Genomic DNA, 17,098 nt, shown 5'->3' on the forward strand with positions numbered 1-17,098 from the left:
CCCACGCTCATCCGGCCGCCGCCCATTCGGCCGCCGCTCACCCGGCCGCCGCCGCACGGCGTGGCCCGCGCTCGCCGCCGGGTCTCCGGGCGGGCGCATGTCACGAATGTGGCTTTCGAGACGCCAAACGTCCCGAAAGCCACATTCGTGACACCACCGCCACCCCCGGCCGAAGCCAAAACACGGCAGCATCAGAAGCCGGGGTGGCCGACCTCCTTCACGTACCCGTACCACCGCTGATCCGCCGCGAACCCGCACCGCTCGTAAATCCCCAGTGCCGCGTTGACGTTTTCCACGTCCACCCCCAGCGCCGCCCGTTCATACCCCGCGGCCCGCGCTTCGACCAAGGTGTGGCCCAGTAGCGCCGAGGCAACGCCCTTCCCCCGCGCCTCCGGCAGGGTGGCGACGTGCGAGACGTACAGCTCCCGCACCCCCGTCGCCCGCGCGTCGCCTTCATAGAAGTCGCAGAGCACCATCGAAACCACGTCGTCCCCGCGCAACAGCAAGAACGACAGCTCCGGCCGGAACGCCGAACTGCCCGTGATCAGGTGCCGCCACGCTTCCGGGCTCTGCACCGAACTGCCCCAGTGCTCGGCGAAGGTGATGTTCCGCGTGCTCAGCACCGCATCGAAGTACTTCTCCGAATACGTCACCAGCTCGAACTCCGGCGGCAGCGGCCGCTTCGGCGGCAGCGCGCCCAGGTCCGCGCGCATCTCCACGAACGTGCGCGCCCGGCGGTACCCGGCCCGCTCCAGTTGCCCCAGGTACCAGCGCTGGTTCTCGTGCCCGTTGCCGTGCAGCTCCAGCGGCACGTCCGGGAACACCTTCAGGTGACGTTCGCGGCTCACCCGCTCGATCCAGGACAGCACGTGGTCGGCGATGCCGTCGGTCCGGAATTCCGGGTGCACCGTCGCTTCGACCCGCATCTGGTGCACCGGATCAGCCCCGTCGCGCACCCGCACGACCGCGTAGGCGACCAGCCGCTCCCCCGCCCAGCCCGCCAGCGAACCGTGCTCCAGGTCGACGTTCGGGCTGGTCAGGCTCTCGGTGACGTCCTGGGTGCTTTCGAACTCGCCCGTCGGGTCGACCTGGTTCGCGGCGGCGAGCAGACCGGCGACCGCGGCCATGTCGGACAGGGTCAGTGGCCGCCACTCCGGCTCGGTGCGCTCCATGTGACGCAGCCTAAGTCGCCGCAGGTCACCCGGCCCACCGATTTTCCGCGGCGGCTACCCTGCTGGCGTGCTGGTGCTGCTCCCTCCCTCCGAGACCAAGGCGACCGGCGGGGACGGGCCGCCGCTGGACCTGGACTCGCTGTCCTCCCCCGAGCTGAACCCGGTGCGCGGCAAGATCGCCGACGCGCTGACGGAACTCGCGCGGGACGTCCCGGCCAGCCTCGCCGCGCTCGGCATCTCCGAGCGCCAGGCCGACGAGGTCGAGCGCAACGCCGAACTCTGGACCTCCCCCACGCTGCCCGCGCTGCGCCGCTACACCGGCGTGCTCTACGACGCGCTCGACATCACCAGCTTCAAGAAAGCCGAACTGGCCAGGGCGAACGAGCGGCTCGCGGTGGCCTCGGCGTTGTTCGGCATCGCGCGTGCCACCGACCGCATTCCCGCCTACCGCCTGTCCGCCGGCAGCACGCTGCCCGCGCTGGGCGGGCTCCGGCCGTTGTGGCGCCCGGTGCTGGAACCGGTGTTCGCCGCCGCCGACGGCCTGGTGGTGGACCTGCGCTCGGGCGGATACGCGGCGCTGGCCAAGATCCCCGGCGCGGTGACCGTGCGCGTGGTGACCGAGGACGCGCGCGGGCAGCGCAAGACGGTCAGCCACTTCAACAAGGCCTACAAGGGAAAGCTGGCCGCCGTGCTGGCCAGTACCGGCCGCGCTCCCTCCACTGTGGACGGACTGGTCAAGGTCGCCGCCAAGGCGGGCCTGCTGGTGGAGCGCACCGGCGAGCACGAGCTGGAGATGCTCACCGGCGAATGAACCGGTCCGGGCGGTAGGCCGCCAGGTCGTCGTCCACCGGCGCGCCGAGCAGTTCCGCGGCGATCACGTGCCCCGCATACGGCGCCAGCGTCAGCCCGGCCGGGCCGAACCCGGTGACCACCACCAGTTCCGCGTGCCCGTCCGGGCTGCCGAGCACCGGCAGACCGTCGGGCGCCGCGGGCCGGAAACCGATCCGGGTCTCCAGCAGCGTCGCGTCGGCGAGGCCCGGCGCGACCGCCAGCGCGTTGTCGAGCACCTCCCGCTGACCCGCCGCGGTGACGCGGTAGTCGAAACCGGAGCCGGTCTCCCTGGTCGCGCCGACCACCACCCGCGAACCGGGGAACGCCAGCAGGTAGTGACTGGAAATCGGCAGCACCACCGGCCACGCGTCGGTCGGCGTGCCGGGCAGCTCCAGGTGGCTGATCTGCCCGCGCTGCGGCTCGATGCCGAGCCGGAGGTTCACCGGCGCCAGCAGCTCGTCGGTCCACGCTCCGGCGGCGACCACCACCACGTCCGCGGACACCACCTCGCCGCCGACCCGCGCGCCGGTCACCTTGCCGCGGTCGACCAGCAGTTCCGCCGCTCCGGAAATCGACCGCACGCCACGCTTCGCCGAAGCGCCGAGCAACGCCGCACGCAGATGCCTGCCGTCCACCCGGCCACCACCGGAAATGTGCACCGCGCCGAGTTCCGGTGCCAGCGCGGGGAAGTACTCCCTCGCTTCGTCCGGGATGAGCCGCTGGATCTCGCCCACACCCGGCGCCGTGGCCGCGCGCTCGGTGACGCGCTGCTCCGCCGCGTCCAGCTCATCGGCGTCCGCGGAAACCACCATCGCGCCGACGATCTCGAACGACGAATCCGCGTGACCGTCCTCGGCGAGCTGCTCGACCAGCGTCGGGTAGAACGCCGCCGCCCGCGCGGCGAGGTGGTACTCCTCGTCGGTGCGGCGTGAGGTCCACGGCGAGACGATGCCCGCTCCCGCCGCGGTCGCCACCCCGTCGTGGTCGTGGCCCGCGAGCACCACGTCGGCGCCGCGGCGGGCGAGCTGGTAGGCCGTCGAGGCGCCGGCGATGCCGGAGCCGATCACAAGCACGCGCATGATCACCACCCTGGAGCAAGGCCTCGGCGCGGGACAACCCTTACCGGCCGAGCACCGCCATCGCCGCGTTGTGCCCGGGAATTCCGCTCACGCCCCCACCGCGCACCGCGCCCGCCCCGCACAACAGGATCCGCTCGTGCGCGGTCTCCACGCCCCAGCGTCCGGTGCCCTCGGCCGCGTACGGCCAGGACAGGTCGCGGTGGAAGATGTGCCCGCCCGGCAGCCCCAGCTCGGCTTCCAGGTCGAGCGGCGTTTTGGCCTCGATGCACGGATTGCCGTGCTCGTCCCGCCAGAGACAGTCCTCGATCGGCTCGGCGAGCACGCTGTTCAGCGACGCGAGCGTCGCGGTCAACGCCGCTTCGCGTGTCGCGTCGTTGTTCTCGCGGAACAGCCGCGCGGGCATGTGCAACCCGAACAGCGTGAGCGTCTGGGCTCCGGCCGCTCGCTCGGCCGGGCCGAGGATCGACGGATCGGTCAGCGAATGGCAGTAGATCTCACACGGCGGCAACGCGGGAATGCGACCGGACGCCGCTGCGGCGTGGGCGGTCGCGAGCTGCCGGTAGTCCTCGTTGACGTGGAACGTGCCGCCGAAGGCCTCGTGCGCGGTGACACCGCGGTCACGCAGGCGCGGCAGCCTGGTGAGCACCATGTTGACCTTGAGCTGCGCGCCTTCCGGCGCCTCGGCGGGCGGCTCCTCGCCCATCAGCCGGGCCAGCGTGGGCGCGGCGAGGTTCGCCAGCACGTGACCGCCGTGGACCACGTGTTCGGCGTCGCCGTGGCGGTAGCGGACTTCGCCGTCGGGCTGGATGCCGAGCACTTCGGCGCCGGCCAGCAGTTCGGCCCCGGCCGCGCGGGCGGTGGCCGCGAGCGCGCCGGTGACCGCGCCCATGCCGCCGACCGGCACGTCCCAGTCGCCGGTGCCGTTGCCGATCACGTGGTAGAGCAGGCAGCGGTTCTGGCGCAGCGCGGGATCCTCGGCGGCGGCGAACGTGCCGATCAGCGCGTCGGTCAGCACCACACCGCGCACGGTGTCGTCGGTGAACGCGGTTTCCAGCGTCTCGCTCAAGGGACGCTCGAACAACGCCCGCCACGCCTCGTCGTCGTCGACCCGCGCGCGTAGTTCGTCCTTTGTGGGCAGTGGCTCGGTGAGCGTGCCGAAGGTGCGTTCGGCGACCCGCCCGGTCATCGCGTAGAACCGCTGCCACGCTTCGAAATCCGCGTCCCCGCCGGTGATCGCGGCGAAGGAGGCGGCGGTGCGCGCGGTGTCGCCGGTGTCCACCAGCAGGCCGCCGGACCCGGCCGGGGTGTACGACGACATCCGGCGGCGGCGCAGCTCCACCGGCAGGCCCAGTTCGGTGACGATGCGCCGCGGCAGCAGGCTGACCAGGTACGAGTACCGCGACAACCGCACGTCCACGCCGTCGAAGGCGCGGAACGAAACCGCCGCGCCGCCCAGTTCGGCCCGGCGTTCCAGCAGCAGCACCGACCGGCCCGCCTTGGCCAGGTAGGCCGCCGCGACCAGCCCGTTGTGCCCGCCACCGGCGATCACCACGTCATACCGTGCCGCCCCGGTCACGTGCCCTCCACTTCCCACGGACCTTCCGCGATCCGCGCCTCGTCCTCGCTCCCGGTGGGCCACGGCGGCGCGGTCACCGCCACCGCGCGCAACCCCGCTTCGGCGGCCCGGAACTGGAACGCCGTGCCCAGCGGAATGGTCAGGCAGGTGCCTTCCCGCAGGCGCACGACCTCCTCCCGGTCGCCCTGCCGCCGCCACATCCGCCCTTCACCCGCGATGACGTACCAGATCTCCTCGACGGTGGCGTGCGTGACGGCGTGCGACACCTGGCCAGGCGCGAGTTCGAAGTGCGCGAAGCTGCCGACGCCGGGCAACCGCAGCAACGGGCGCACGACGGAACCGTCCGGCGCGACGACCTCCCCCGCGTCGGCCAGCTCGATCGTGGCGAAATCCACCATGCCGCCACTCTGTCAGTTAATTCGGTTGCGCGGACCCCGCGAAGGCCGCGAAGATCGGGCGCGTTCGAGTCGAGAGCCGGTGTGCCGGCGGAGAGCGAGGAGGTGCCCTGTGGCGAGGACTGTCCTGGGCTTGCCCTGCGCCCGATCCGCCGCCCTGACCGGCTGACGCACACACACGCGTCCCATTCGCGCCGGCGGGGCCCCATTCCCTCATCAGGAGCCCACCAGTGCGCAAGCACGACTTCGATTTCGACCGTCTCGACGAGCAGCCCGCGCGCCGCAAGAGCCGTCGCGCGCGCTTCGACGACGAACCCGAACCCAGCCGCCGCGGGCGGCTCACCGAAGAAGAACGCGTCCGGCTCGCCCACCAGCGCGCCGACGCCTACACCGAAACCGCCATTCCCGGCGGTGGCGACCGCTGGTCCACCTGGGCCGACGGCGAGCAGGGTCCGCATCCGCGACCCAGCTGGGTGATCACCCAATTGGCCGCCGTGGACACCGAGCTGGGCGTGCTCAAGACCGGCAAGGAGGCCGACGTCCACCTGGTGCGACGTGGCCTGCCCGACGGGCCGCAGTCGCTGCTGACCGCCAAGCGGTACCGCAGCAACGAGCACCGGATGTTCCACCGCGACGCCGGTTATCTCGAAGGCCGCCGCATGCGGCGGTCGCGTGAGATGCGGGCGATCGAGACCCGCACCGCCTTCGGCCGCAACCTGATCGCCGAGCAGTGGGCGGTGGCCGAGTTCGCCGCGCTGTCCCGGCTGTGGAGCGCCGGCGTGCCGGTGCCGTACCCGGTCCAGCGCAGCGGCACCGAGCTGCTGCTGGAGTTCATCGGCGACGAGGACGGCACGGCCGCGCCACGGCTGGCCCAGGTCCGCACGGACGAGGACGGCCTGCGCGACCTCTGGTACCAGCTGGTGTCCGCGCTGGAGACGATGGCGGCGCACGGCCTCGCGCACGGCGACCTGTCGGCGTACAACCTGATGGTCCACCACGGGCGGCTGGTGCTGATCGACCTGCCGCAGGTGGTGGACATCGTGGCCAATCCACGCGGGCTGGAGTTCCTGGACCGGGACGTGCGCAACGCGGCGAGCTGGTTCGCCGCCCGCGGCCTGCCGCCGGAGGTGCTCGACCCGGACGCGCTGGTGGGCGAACTGCGCCAGGCGGCGGGACTGCCCTGAGGCGGGACGCGGGAAGGTGAGCCCGCTCACCTTCCCGCGTTACCGGGATGGGGCCTTGCCCACACTTCCCGCCTCGGCGCACCAGCGGGAAAGGCTCTCCGGTATTGTTGTGACCAGACCGCAATCGGCGGCGTGGATGAGTGGTGTCCGTCGCCTCCAAGGGCCAAAACCGTACGGCCCCGCGGCATCCATCAAGCGGCGCGTGGTGTCCGACGGACACGGCGTGCCGGGTATGTCCCTGAGAAAGCCCATCGCAACACCACCTTGTCCTGCCTGCGTGCGGACAACCGGGCCTCCCTTGCGACGTGCCACGTCCGAGAGGCATTTGTGACAGTCACGCTCGATTCCGGCAACACCTCCGCGCGCCACGGCAACCGCAAGCCGCGGAATCGGAACCACGACGGCGGTCCCGCCGTCGCCACGCCCTACACGGCGCCCCTGAAGTCCTTCGCCGAGCTCAACCTGCCCGACCCGCTGCGTGCCGCGCTGCGGGAAGCGGGCATCGATTCCCCGTTCCCCATCCAGGCCGCCACCCTGCCCGACGCGCTCGCCGGGCGTGACGTGCTCGGCCGTGCCCAGACCGGCTCCGGCAAGACCCTTGCCTTCGGCCTGGCCCTGCTGACCAGGCTCGACGGCGGCAAGGCCCGCGCCAAGCGGCCGCGCGCGCTGGTCCTGGTCCCGACCCGTGAGCTGGCCATGCAGGTGGCCGACTCGCTGACCCCGCTGGCCAAGTCGCTCGGCCTGTGGTGCCGCACGGCCGTCGGCGGCATGGCCTTCAACCGGCAGGCGGACGCGCTGCAGCGCGGCGTCGACCTGCTGATCGCCACCCCCGGCCGGCTGTCGGACCACGTCCGGCAGGGCACCTGCGTGCTCGGCGACGTCAACTTCGTCGCGCTCGACGAGGCCGACCAGATGGCCGACATGGGCTTCCTGCCGCAGGTGCGGGAGATCCTCGACCTCACCCCGCCGCGCGGGCAGCGGCTGCTGTTCTCGGCCACCCTCGACGGTGACGTCAAGAAGCTGGTCGACCGCTACCTGACCGACCCGGTCGAGCACTCGGTCGCGCCGGTCACCGCCAGCGTCACCACCATGGACCACCACGTGTTCCAGGTGTCCTACCCGGACAAGCAGGCCATCATCACCGAGATCGCGGCGCGTGAGGGCCGCACGATCATGTTCGTGCGGACCAAGCACCACGTGGACCGGCTCGCCGAGCGCCTGCGTGAGGCCGGGGTGCACGCCGCGGCCCTGCACGGCGGCAAGACCCAGGGGCAGCGCAACCGCGTGCTGTCCGACTTCAAGGCCGGGCACACCCCGGTGCTGGTCGCCACCGACGTGGCCGCCCGCGGCATCCACGTCGACGACATCAGCCTGGTGCTGCACGTGGACCCGCCCGCCGACCACAAGGACTACCTGCACCGCGCCGGGCGCACCGCCCGTGCCGGGGCGTCGGGCACCGTGGTCACGCTGATCACGCACGACCAGCGCCGCACCATGAAGCGCCTGACCGATCGCGCCGGGGTGCGTGCCGAGACCGCCACCATGCGGCCCGGCGACGCCGAACTGGCCAGGATCACCGGGGCGCGCCAGCCCAGCGGTGAGCCGGTGATCGAGCGCGAGCACCGCCGGGACACCCCGCGCCGGGGTGGCCCGCGGGCGCACGGCGAAGGCCGTGGCCGGCCGAGCTTCGGCGGCCGTGGCCGCCAGCCGCGTCACAGCGGCGGTGGCTCGGGCCGTCCGCAGCGCTCGGGCCGCGGCCCGGCGCGCCGGGGCTGGTCCAACGACTGATCCCGTAGTTCGCTGAAAGGGGGCTCCACCGGCTGGTGGGGCCCCCTTTTTTTGGCTACATGGGGAACAGCTCGAAGTCGGTGGCGAGGCGGCCGCCGAAGCGCTTGCCGGTTTCCTCCGCGGCCGTGCGCAGGAAGGTCTCCGGCTCCCCCAGCTCGCCACCGAGCGCGGCCAGGTAGGCCTTGTGCTCCTTCAGTGAGGCGATCGCGCGGTCCATGGTCGTGGTGATGTCCACCGCGTGCGTCGACCGCGGTGACGACGCGCCGGCCACCCAGCGCACGCCCTGCCACGGCTCCAGGCCCAGATCGCGGAAGATCCAGCGGTTCGCCGCGTCGCGCACGGCGTCCAGCACGGCTTCGCCGACCACCCGGTGGTCGGCCATGTTCAGGTACCCGCCGGGCCAGGTCTCCCGGTGGTTGCTCATGATCACCAGCTCGGGCCGGTAGCGGCGGATCGCCGCCGCGATGTCCCGGCGCAACGGCAGGCCGTATTCGATGACACCGTCGGGGTGGTCGAGGAACTCCACGTCGTGCACGCCGACCACGGCCGCGCTGGCGATCTGCTCCTCGGTCCGCAGCGGGCCCGCCTCCTCCGGGGGCATCGTGTCGATGCCAGCCTCACCGCGGGTCACCAGCAGGTAGGCCACCGACTTGCCCTCGTCGGTCCACTTCGCCACCGCCCCGCAGCCGCCGTACTCCAGGTCGTCGGGATGCGCCACCACCGCCAGCGCCCGCTCCCAGTCCTCCGGCATCGGCTCCAACCGGTCCCCGCTCACCGTGCGTCCTCCTCGAATCGATCGCATGCGAGACTGCCAGGCGTGAACGCACCCGGTCCAGTCCCCGCGCCCGACCACGTCTTCGACTGGCTCGACACCGAGGCGGACAAGCGTGCCGCCGCCGGGCTGGTCCGGCGGCTGCGACCCCGGCGCGCGGACACCGGCGAGGTCGACCTCGCCGGGAACGACTACCTCGGCCTGGCCCGCGACAAGCGCGTCGCCGGGGCGACCGCGGCCGCCGCGCTGCGCTGGGGCGCGGGCTCGACGGGTTCCCGGCTGGTCACCGGCTCGACCGAACTGCACGCCGAACTGGAACACGAGCTGGCCCGGTTCTGCGGGGCGCAGGCGGCGCTGGTGTTCTCCTCGGGCTTCGCCGCGAACCTGGGTGCGGTGACCGCACTGTCCGGTTCGGAATCGGCGATCGTCACCGACAAGTACATCCACGCGTCGCTGATCGAAGGCTGCCGCCTGTCGCGCGCGGACGTGGCCGCCATCGCGCACAGCGACGTCGCCGCGATCAAGCACGCGCTCGCCACGCGCCGCAAGCCGCGGGCGCTGGTGGTGACCGACTCGGTGTTCTCCGTGGACGGTGACCTGGCCAAGCTCGGCGAGCTGACCGAAGCCTGCCGCGCGCACGGCGCGGCCCTGCTGGTCGACGACGCACACGGCTTCGGTGTGCTCGGGGAGGGCGGCCGCGGCGCGGTTCACCAGGCTGGCCTGTCCGGTGCGCCGGACGTGGTCACCACGATCACGCTCTCGAAGTCCCTCGGCGCACAGGGGGGCGCGGTTCTCGGCCCGCGCCGGGTGATCAAGCACCTCGTCGACACCGCGCGCAGCTTCATCTTCGACACCGCGCTCGCGCCGGGCAGCGCGGCCGCCGCGCTGGCGGCGCTGAACGTGCTGCGCGCCGAGCCCGAACTGCCCGGCAAGGTGCTGGCGGTGGCGAGCCGCCTGTCCGAGCAACTCGCCGAAGCCGGGTTCACCGTCAGCACCCCGGACGCCGCGGTGGTCTCGGTGCAGGCGCCGTCGCCGGAGAAGGCCGTGGCGTGGGCGGAAAGCTGCGCCGAACACGGCGTGCGGGTCGGCTGCTTCCGGCCGCCGTCAGTGCCGGACGGCATCTCCCGGCTGCGACTGACCGCCCGCGCCGACCTCACCGAGTCCGATGTGGACGCCGCGGTGAAGGTGATCGTGGACTGCGCCCCGCGCTAGCGGCGGCGCATCCTGGACGGTGTCACGAATGTGGCTTTCGAGACGTTCGGCGTCTCGAAAGCCACATTCGTGACATCCGGCCGGACTGCCAGGCGCCGCGCGGTCGCTAGCCGCGGCGCATGGTGATGTGCGGGATGCCGTCTTCCAGGAACTCGTCCCCGGCCGGTTCGAAGCCGAACTTGGCGTAGAAGCCCTTCGCGTAGGTCTGCGCGTCCAGCACCGCTGGAGCGTCCGAAATGGACTCCAGGGCGGCCGTCATCAGCTGGGCGGCCAAGCCCTTCCCGCGCGCGTCGGCCGCGGTGACCACCCGGCCGATGCGGAACCCGCCACCCGGCTCGTCCAGCACGCGCAGGTAGGACTCCACCCCCGACGCGCCGTCCAGCCACAGGTGCCGCGTGCCCGGCACCAGGTCCCGGCCGTCCAGTTCGGGGTACGGGCACTCCTGCTCGACGACAAAAACGTCCACGCGCAGCTTGAGGATCGCGTAGAGATCACCGGCGGACAGCCGGTCGCCGGTCACCACCCGGAGCATGCTTTCAACCACGGCGTATGCCTAGCACACGCCGTGGCGGCCGAGAGCTCAGCCCTGCGAGCGCACGTCCGTGGTGAACGCCGCGACCCGCGCGTAGACACCGGGCCGGTCCGGGCGGGCGCAGCCCTCACCCCACGAGACGATGCCGATCACCGTGTCGCCGACCAGCAGCGGGCCACCGGAGTCGCCCTGGCAGGCATCGACCCCGCCGTCGGGATACCCCGCGCAGAGCATGGTCGACTTGTCGTAGCTGCTGAAGCTGGCCTTGCAGCCCTCGTCGGAAACCACCGGCACCAGCGCGCCACGCAGGTAGTCCGAGCGCGGCCCGCCGTCGGAGGTGCGGCCCCAGCCGAGCACCCTGGCCTTGGTGCCTTCGCGGTAGAGCTCGGCGTCGCTCGCGTCCGGCAGTTTCGCCGGGCGGTACGGCATTTCCTCTTCGAGGGTGAGCACGGCGACGTCGTTGCCGGTGGTCGGGTCCTTGAACTGCGGCGACACCCACACCTTCTCCACCTCGCTGACCACCCCGGCGCTGGTGCGCTGGTCCTGGCGGCCCGCGACCACGCGCAGCTGCTGGCGCTTCATCGCCTGCGCGCAGTGCGCCGCTGTCAGCACCCCGGTGCGCGAGATCAGCACACCACCGCAGAACTGGTGGCCGTCGCGGTCGGTGAGGTAGACCGCGTACGGATGGTCCGCGATGGAGGCTTCCGTCCCGCCGACGATGTACGGCTGGGTGTTCGTGGCCTCCGCTGCTGGCACCAGGGCGACTGCCCCGGCCACCACCGCGGCGGCCGCCGTCAGCACCCCGCGGCGGCGGGACTTGTTCGGCATGAAGGCATTCCTCTCGAAGCTCTTGGGCGGTCCGATCACCCTAAATGGCCCGGCCCCGAAGCGGTGTCCCTGAACCGGGTGGACTGCCGGTCACGCTGCGGCTCTGTCACAGTGGACGCGTGCGACCAACGGCCCCGGCAGCGGTGCTCGCCGTGCTGCTCCTCCTGCTCTCCGCGTGTGGCGCGGAGCCCCCACCAGCACCTTCTCCGGCACCGCCGACCACAACGACGGCTCAGCCGACCGCTACCCGATCGAGTGAGCCGCCGGCCCCCACGTGGCGGGTCGGCGCCCGGCCGCTGCCGTTGCGCGCGGACGGCTTCGGTGAGGTCCTGCCGACGCCACCCGAACTGGCCGACCGCCACCTCCCCACCGCCGACCTGCTGCCCCCGCCCGCGACCGACGACTACGCCTCGACCGTCGAGGCGGTGCCGGGTGAGGTGCTCGCGCGGAGCACCTGGCAGCCCGGCTGCCCGGTCGGCGCGGACCAGCTGCGGTACCTGACCATGTCCTTCTGGGGCTTCGACGGACGAGTGCACACCGGCGAGATGCTGGTGAACGCCTCGGTCGCGCAGCCGGTCACCGAGGCGTTCGGCGCGTTGTTCGCGGCGAAGTTCCCGATCGAGGAGATGCGCGTCACCAGGGCGGACGAACTGGACGCCCCGCCGACCGGTGACGGCAACAACACCGGCTCCTTCGTCTGCCGCCCGGTGCGCGGCCAGAGCGGCTGGTCGGCACACGCCTCGGGACTGGCGGTGGACGTCAACCCGTTCTGCAACCCCTACCTCAAGGGCGACCTGGTGCTGCCGGAACTGGCCTCGGCCTACACCGACCGCGCCGACCAGCGGCCGGGCATGATCCTGCCCGGCGGCGTGGCCGAGCGCGCGTTCCGGGCGATCGGCTGGACCTGGGGCGGCACCTGGGACTCCCCGAAGGATCTGATGCACTTCTCCGCCACCGGCGGCTGACCGGGAACAAACCGGTACCCGGGTTAGGTTTGACCGACCAAAGACCACTCCCAGACCGACAGGATGACAGCGTGCCCCACTACGACCTGGTGATCATCGGCACCGGCTCCGGCAACTCCGTGCTCGACCCGCGGTTCGCCGGCTGGAAGACCGCGATCGTGGAGAAGGGCACCTTCGGCGGCACCTGCCTGAACGTCGGCTGCATCCCGACCAAGATGTTCGTCTACCCGGCCGACCTGGCCGCGGCCGTGCCCGCCGGGGCGAAGCTCGGCGTGGACCTGGAGCTGGCCGGGGTGCGCTGGCGCGAGATCCGCGACCGCATCTTCGGCCGGATCGATCCGATCGCCGCGGGCGGCAGGCAGTACCGCATCGAGCACGAGGACAACCGCAACGTCACCGTCTACGAGGGCGAAGGCCGGTTCACCGGGATGAAGCAGCTCGAAGTGAGCCTTCCCGGTGGTCGCACGGAAACGCTGACCGCGGACCGGTTCGTGCTCGCCGCCGGTGGCCGCCCGCTGATCCCGGACATTCCCGGCCTCGCCGACAGCGGTTACCACACTTCGGACACCGTGATGCGGATCGACGAGCTGCCGGAGCGGCTGGTGATCCTCGGCAGCGGGTTCATCGCCGCCGAGTTCGCGCACGTGTTCTCCTCGTTCGGCGTCGACGTCACGGTGATCGCCCGGTCCGGCGCGTTGCTGCGCGCGGAGGACGAGGCGGTGAGCAAGCGGTTCACCGAACTCGCCGTGGAAAAGTACGACGTCCGGCTGAACCGCCGGACCACCAAGGTGCGCCGCACCGAAACCGGCGTCTCGCTGGACCTCGAAGGGCCCGACGGCACCGAGACCATCGAGGCGGGCCTGCTGCTGGTGGCCACCGGCAGGCGGCCGAACTCGGACGTGCTGAACGTGGCCGCCACCGGGGTGTCCACTAAGGACAGCGGACACGTCGAAGTGGACGAGTACCAGCGCACCGCGGTCGACGGGATCTACGCGCTGGGCGACATCTCCTCGGCGTACGAACTGAAGCACGTGGCGAACCACGAGCAGCGCGTGGTGCAGCACAACCTGCTCCACCCCGACTCCCCCGTCGCGGCGGACCACCGGTTCGTGCCGCACGCGGTGTTCAGCGCGCCGCAGATCGCTTCGGTGGGCTTGACCGAGGCGCAGGCGAAGGCAAAGGGCGTGAACTACGTGACCTACACCCAGGACTACGCGGGCATCGCGTACGGCTGGGCGATGGAGGACACCACCGGGTTCGCGAAGCTGCTCGCCGACCCGGCCACCGGGCAGCTGCTCGGCGCGCACATCATCGGCCCGCAGGCGGGCAGCCTGATCCAGCCGGTGATCCAGGCGATGAGCTTCGGCCTGGACGCGCGGCAGATGGCGCGCGGGCAGTACTGGATCCACCCGGCGATGCCGGAGCTGATCGAGAACGCGCTGCTGAACCTGCCGCTGGACTAGCTCACCCGGCACGCACCCGGCCGCGGGCCGGTCAGACGAGCTTGTCGCGACCGGCCAGGCCGCCGAACACGGTCTGGGCCACCACCACACCGAACACCATCGCGAGCGGCACCGTCCAGCCCGCGGTCACGTCGTGCAGGAAGCCGAACAGGAACGGGCCGATCGCGGCGAGCAGGTAACCGAGGCCCTGCACCATGCCGGACAGCCGCGCGGTCTCGTCACCGGCGCGGGCCCGCAGCGCGATCACCATCACCGCCATGGAGAACACGCTCATCCCGATGCCGGTGAGGATCGCCCACAGCAGCGGAGCCGCCGACGGCGCCAGGATCAGCCCGCCGAGCCCGGCCATGGAGAACACGCCGAGCGCGACGATCCACCAGGTCTGGTTGCGCTGCCGCGCGGCGAGTGCGGGCACGGTCAGGCTGATCGGCACCGCGAGCAGCGACATCAGCCCGACCACCAGCCCGGCGTCACCGCGGCTCAGCCCGGCGTCCATCAGCACCTGCGGGAACCAGCCCATCACCACGTAGGCCAGGAACGACTGCAGCCCGAAGAACAGCGTGACGATCCAGGCGAGCGGGCTGCGCAGCAGCGATCGCCGCGGTTCGCTCTGCGTCCCGGTGTGCTCGGTCGTCCGCGCGCCACCGCGGATGGCGATCTTCCAGACCACCAGCGCGAGGAAGGCGAGCAGGGCCCACGCGGCCAGCGCCGGGCGCCAGCCGTCGAGCAGCGAGTCGAGCGTGGGCGAAAGCGCGGAGCCGGAGGCCCCGCCGAGGTTCAGCGCGGCCGTGTAGATCCCGGTCATCAGGCCGACCCGAGCCGGGAACGAATCCTTGACCACCACCGGGACCAGCACGTTCGCCAGCGCGATCCCGGCGCTGGAGACGAGCGTGCCGCCGAGCACCACCAGCGGTCCGTCGAGCACGCGCACGATCAGCCCGATGCCGAGAATGCCGAGCGCCAGCGCGACCGCGCTGCCCATGCCGACCTTGCGCGCCAGACGAGGTGCGGCGAGTCCGGCGACAGCGAAGCACAACCCTGGCAAAGTGGTGAGCAGTCCGGCCCAGGTGCCGGAGGCGCCGAGGGAAATCCTGGCCTCGTCGAGCAGCGGGCCCACACTGGTGATCGCGGGCCGCAGGTTCAACGCGGCGAGCACCACGGCCAGTGCGATCAGCGTGCCACCGGCGACGGCGAGATTCCGTGACCGGCGGACGGGTTCGATCGCGCCGGCCAGGGCACGTTGCTTGATCGAGACCTCGGATTCGACGGACACGGGGCTAGTATGGCAGACGTAGGATGATTGGTTGAACCCCGAAAGCGCCCGGAACACGCGAAAGGAATGTCACAGTGCCGTTGGCCACCACCCGCCGGACGGGGCTCGTCGACCAGGTGATCGGGCAGCTTCGTGAAGCCGTGACCGCGGGCGAATGGCCGGTGGGCGAGCGGATTCCGCCGGAGAGCGAGCTGGTGGCAGCGCTCGGTGTCGGCCGCAACACGGTGCGTGAGGCCGTTCGGGCGTTGTCCCACAGCGGTTTGCTGGAAGTGCGGCAGGGCGACGGCACCTACGTCCGCGCCACCAGCGAGGTTTCCGGGGCGGTCCGCCGGTTGTGCGGGTCCGAACTCCGCGAGGTGCTGCAGGTCCGGCGCACGCTCGAAGTCGAAGGCGCGCGGCTGGCCGCCACCGAGCGCACGGAAGCCGAACTGGCCAACCTCACCGAACTGCTCCGCGTGCGCGACGCGGCGCTGGCGGACAAGCAGTTCAGCGAGTTCGTCCGGACGGACGCCAGCTTCCACCTCGCCGTTGTCCAATGTGGACACAACAACCTGCTGACCGAGCTGTACCGCGGGCTGAGCGAAGTGGTCACCGCTTCGGTCGAGGCGACCAAGCACGCGGACAACGTCTCGCACACCGGCCTGCTGGAAGCCATCGCCGCCGGTGACCCCGAGCGCGCCGTCGCCGAAGCCAGCGGCTTCCTCGACGACCTGCTCAGGGGGATCGAGTAGGCGCCTCCGGCAGCCGCCGGGTGATCCGGCCGAGCAGTTCCTCCAGCGGTTCGCCGACCTCGCGGCCGAACTCGGTCAGCCCGTAGGTGACCTGGGGCGGCGTGGTCGGCTCGACCTCGCGCCAGACCAGGCCGTCGCCGACCAGCGCGCGCAGGGTCTGGGCGAGCATCTTCTCGCTGATGCCCTGAATGCTCTCGCGCAGTTCGTAGAAGCGGAGTTCGCCGCGCCCCAGGGCGATCAGCACCCAGACGCCCCATCGGCTGGTCACGTGGTTGACCACGTCGCGGGCGGCGCAGTCGGTGTGAAACACCTCATACCGCCGCTCCGGGTCGACCGGGACCACCTGCGAGCCTCCTGCCATGTCCTGAGCTTACCTCCGGGTATGTCCTTACCAAAAGTTAGCCCGGCTCCTAGCGTCCAGCACACAGTGGAAATCACGGACGAGGAGCTGAGCATGATCGTGGTGACCGGGGCGACCGGAAACATCGGACGGCCGTTGACGCGGGCGCTGGCCGAGGCGGGCGAGCAGGTGACGGCGGTTTCGCGGCACGCGGCGGCGGTGCCGGACGGCGTGCGGCACGTGGTGGCCGATCTGGCCGGGCCGGACGGCCTGGCGCCCGCGCTGGCCGGGGCGAAGGCGTTGTTCCTGCTGCTGTCCGGTGACCTGCACGCCGTTGGCGCGAATCCGGCCGGCCTCATCGAGCAGGCGGCAGCCGCCGGTGTCCGCCGTGTTGTCCTGCTCTCCACGCAGGGTGTGGTGACCAGACCACACGGCCGGACGCGGATCGCGATGCGCGCGCTGGAGGACGGACTGCGGGAATCCGGGCTGGACTGGGCCATCCTGCGGCCGGGCGGGTTCGCCTCGAACGCGTTGTGGTGGGCCGAATCCGTTCGCACGCGGCAGGTCGTCGCCGCGCCCTACGGTGACATCGGCACACCGATCATCGACCCGGCGGACATCGCCGAGGTCGCCGCGGCCTGCCTGCTGGACGACCGGCACCTCGGTGGCGCGTACGAGCTGACCGGCCCGGAGGTGATCACGCCGCGCCAGCAGACGGCAGCCATCGCCGCGGCACTGGGCACGCCCGTGCGGTTCGACGAACTCACCCGGGAAGAGGCCAAGGCCGCCATGGTCCAGAGCATGCCGCCGGAACTGGCCGATGACACCCTGGACATCCTCGGCTCCCCGAGCCCTGCCGAAGTCCGCGTCAGCCCGGACGTCCAGCGAGTGCTCGGCCGCGCCCCGCGCCCCTTCACCGACTGGGCCGACCGCCACATCGACGCCTTCCGCTGAACC

At 71.8% G+C, this 17,098-nt stretch carries 17 protein-coding genes; 8 read left to right on the forward strand and 9 right to left on the reverse strand.

What is annotated here, in order from left to right; translation table 11 throughout:
• Positions 1-191 precede the first annotated feature (191 nt).
• Entirely contained in the window at positions 192-1,172 is a 981-nt protein-coding gene (locus A4R43_RS18365) for a GNAT family N-acetyltransferase (RefSeq protein ID WP_113693450.1), read from the reverse strand.
• Positions 1,173-1,239: 67 nt separating this feature from the next.
• Between A4R43_RS18365 and yaaA the strand changes: the two genes are divergently transcribed.
• Positions 1,240-1,983: a peroxide stress protein YaaA gene (gene yaaA, locus A4R43_RS18370; RefSeq protein ID WP_113693451.1), complete on the forward strand. Its 744-nt coding sequence runs from the start codon at positions 1,240-1,242 to the stop codon at positions 1,981-1,983.
• Here yaaA and A4R43_RS18375 read toward each other — a convergent pair.
• The 3 genes from A4R43_RS18375 to A4R43_RS18385 are packed head-to-tail and all read right to left on the reverse strand — an operon-like array spanning position 1,970 to position 5,056.
• Positions 1,970-3,082 carry an NAD(P)/FAD-dependent oxidoreductase gene (locus tag A4R43_RS18375; protein WP_113697707.1) on the reverse strand — a complete coding sequence of 371 codons (1,113 nt, stop codon included), beginning with the start codon at positions 3,080-3,082 and terminating at the stop codon, positions 1,970-1,972. The genes yaaA and A4R43_RS18375 overlap by 14 nt on opposite strands.
• Before the next feature lie 40 nt (positions 3,083-3,122).
• Entirely contained in the window at positions 3,123-4,658 is a 1,536-nt protein-coding gene (locus A4R43_RS18380) for a phytoene desaturase family protein (protein ID WP_113693452.1), read from the reverse strand.
• Positions 4,655-5,056, reverse strand: a complete 402-nt coding sequence (locus A4R43_RS18385) for a cupin domain-containing protein (RefSeq protein WP_205215370.1) — start codon at positions 5,054-5,056, stop codon at positions 4,655-4,657. The genes A4R43_RS18380 and A4R43_RS18385 overlap by 4 nt, the downstream gene beginning before the upstream one ends.
• Positions 5,057-5,283: 227 nt before the next feature.
• On the opposite strand from A4R43_RS18385, the gene A4R43_RS18390 reads away from it, so the two are divergent.
• Both A4R43_RS18390 and A4R43_RS18395 read left to right on the forward strand, forming a co-directional pair.
• Positions 5,284-6,237 (forward strand): serine protein kinase RIO, encoded by a 954-nt coding sequence (locus A4R43_RS18390; RefSeq protein ID WP_113693453.1) that lies wholly within the window; start codon positions 5,284-5,286, stop codon positions 6,235-6,237.
• 327 nt (positions 6,238-6,564) lie between these two features.
• A complete protein-coding gene (locus tag A4R43_RS18395; RefSeq protein ID WP_113693454.1) occupies positions 6,565-8,025 on the forward strand; it encodes a DEAD/DEAH box helicase in 1,461 nt (486 codons plus the stop codon).
• Positions 8,026-8,080: 55 nt separating this feature from the next.
• On the opposite strand, the gene A4R43_RS18400 is transcribed toward A4R43_RS18395, so the two are convergent.
• A complete protein-coding gene (locus A4R43_RS18400; RefSeq protein WP_113693455.1) occupies positions 8,081-8,800 on the reverse strand; it encodes a PIG-L deacetylase family protein in 720 nt (239 codons plus the stop codon).
• A gap of 42 nt (positions 8,801-8,842) precedes the next feature.
• Here A4R43_RS18400 and A4R43_RS18405 point away from each other — a divergent pair, with 42 nt between their 5' ends.
• The gene (locus A4R43_RS18405; protein WP_113693456.1) at positions 8,843-10,009 is read left to right on the forward strand and encodes an 8-amino-7-oxononanoate synthase; all 1,167 of its coding nucleotides are present in this window, start codon (positions 8,843-8,845) and stop codon (positions 10,007-10,009) included.
• Between the two features lie 106 nt (positions 10,010-10,115).
• Here A4R43_RS18405 and A4R43_RS18410 read toward each other — a convergent pair whose 3' ends face one another.
• Together A4R43_RS18410 and A4R43_RS18415 are read right to left on the reverse strand one after the other, a co-directional pair.
• A complete protein-coding gene (locus A4R43_RS18410; RefSeq protein ID WP_113693457.1) occupies positions 10,116-10,541 on the reverse strand; it encodes a GNAT family N-acetyltransferase in 426 nt (141 codons plus the stop codon).
• A gap of 48 nt (positions 10,542-10,589) precedes the next feature.
• Positions 10,590-11,369, reverse strand: a complete 780-nt coding sequence (locus A4R43_RS18415) for a S1 family peptidase (protein WP_113693458.1) — start codon at positions 11,367-11,369, stop codon at positions 10,590-10,592.
• Between the two features lie 119 nt (positions 11,370-11,488).
• Between A4R43_RS18415 and A4R43_RS18420 the strand changes: the two genes are divergently transcribed.
• Positions 11,489-12,334: a M15 family metallopeptidase gene (locus A4R43_RS18420; protein WP_236809110.1), complete on the forward strand. Its 846-nt coding sequence runs from the start codon at positions 11,489-11,491 to the stop codon at positions 12,332-12,334.
• Between the two features lie 71 nt (positions 12,335-12,405).
• Positions 12,406-13,797 (forward strand): mycothione reductase, encoded by a 1,392-nt coding sequence (locus tag A4R43_RS18425; protein WP_113693460.1) that lies wholly within the window; start codon positions 12,406-12,408, stop codon positions 13,795-13,797.
• A gap of 31 nt (positions 13,798-13,828) precedes the next feature.
• On the opposite strand, the gene A4R43_RS18430 is transcribed toward A4R43_RS18425, so the two are convergent.
• Complete coding sequence (locus A4R43_RS18430; protein ID WP_418190830.1) at positions 13,829-15,070, reverse strand: CynX/NimT family MFS transporter; 1,242 nt, start codon at positions 15,068-15,070, stop codon at positions 13,829-13,831.
• A 74-nt stretch (positions 15,071-15,144) separates the two neighbouring features.
• Between A4R43_RS18430 and A4R43_RS18435 the strand changes: the two genes are divergently transcribed.
• Positions 15,145-15,801, forward strand: coding sequence for a FadR/GntR family transcriptional regulator (locus A4R43_RS18435; protein WP_113693461.1), 657 nt, complete (start codon positions 15,145-15,147; stop codon positions 15,799-15,801).
• Here A4R43_RS18435 and A4R43_RS18440 read toward each other — a convergent pair.
• A complete protein-coding gene (locus A4R43_RS18440) occupies positions 15,785-16,162 on the reverse strand; it encodes a winged helix-turn-helix transcriptional regulator (RefSeq protein ID WP_113693462.1) in 378 nt (125 codons plus the stop codon). The two genes, A4R43_RS18435 and A4R43_RS18440, sit on opposite strands and share 17 nt — an antisense overlap.
• Before the next feature lie 93 nt (positions 16,163-16,255).
• Here A4R43_RS18440 and A4R43_RS18445 point away from each other — a divergent pair, with 93 nt between their 5' ends.
• Positions 16,256-17,095 (forward strand): SDR family oxidoreductase, encoded by an 840-nt coding sequence (locus A4R43_RS18445; protein ID WP_113693463.1) that lies wholly within the window; start codon positions 16,256-16,258, stop codon positions 17,093-17,095.
• The last annotated feature ends 3 nt before the right edge of the window (positions 17,096-17,098 follow it).

Origin of the sequence: Amycolatopsis albispora, from assembly GCF_003312875.1 — a bacterium.
Lineage (GTDB): Bacteria > Actinomycetota > Actinomycetes > Mycobacteriales > Pseudonocardiaceae > Amycolatopsis > Amycolatopsis albispora.

Bases quoted from the DNA above. Each gene is read 5' to 3' on its own strand.
- A4R43_RS18365 (WP_113693450.1), bottom strand. From the start codon at position 1,172: ATGGAGCGCACCGAGCCGGAGTGGCGGCCACTGACCCTGTCCGACATG.
- A4R43_RS18375 (WP_113697707.1), bottom strand. From the start codon at position 3,082: ATGCGCGTGCTTGTGATCGGCTCCGGCATCGCCGGCGCCTCGACGGCC.
- A4R43_RS18385 (WP_205215370.1), bottom strand. From the start codon at position 5,056: ATGGTGGATTTCGCCACGATCGAGCTGGCCGACGCGGGGGAGGTCGTC.
- A4R43_RS18410 (WP_113693457.1), bottom strand. From the start codon at position 10,541: ATGCTCCGGGTGGTGACCGGCGACCGGCTGTCCGCCGGTGATCTCTAC.
- A4R43_RS18415 (WP_113693458.1), bottom strand. From the start codon at position 11,369: ATGCCGAACAAGTCCCGCCGCCGCGGGGTGCTGACGGCGGCCGCCGCG.
- A4R43_RS18440 (WP_113693462.1), bottom strand. From the start codon at position 16,162: ATGGCAGGAGGCTCGCAGGTGGTCCCGGTCGACCCGGAGCGGCGGTAT.
- A4R43_RS18445 (WP_113693463.1), top strand. From the start codon at position 16,256: ATGATCGTGGTGACCGGGGCGACCGGAAACATCGGACGGCCGTTGACG.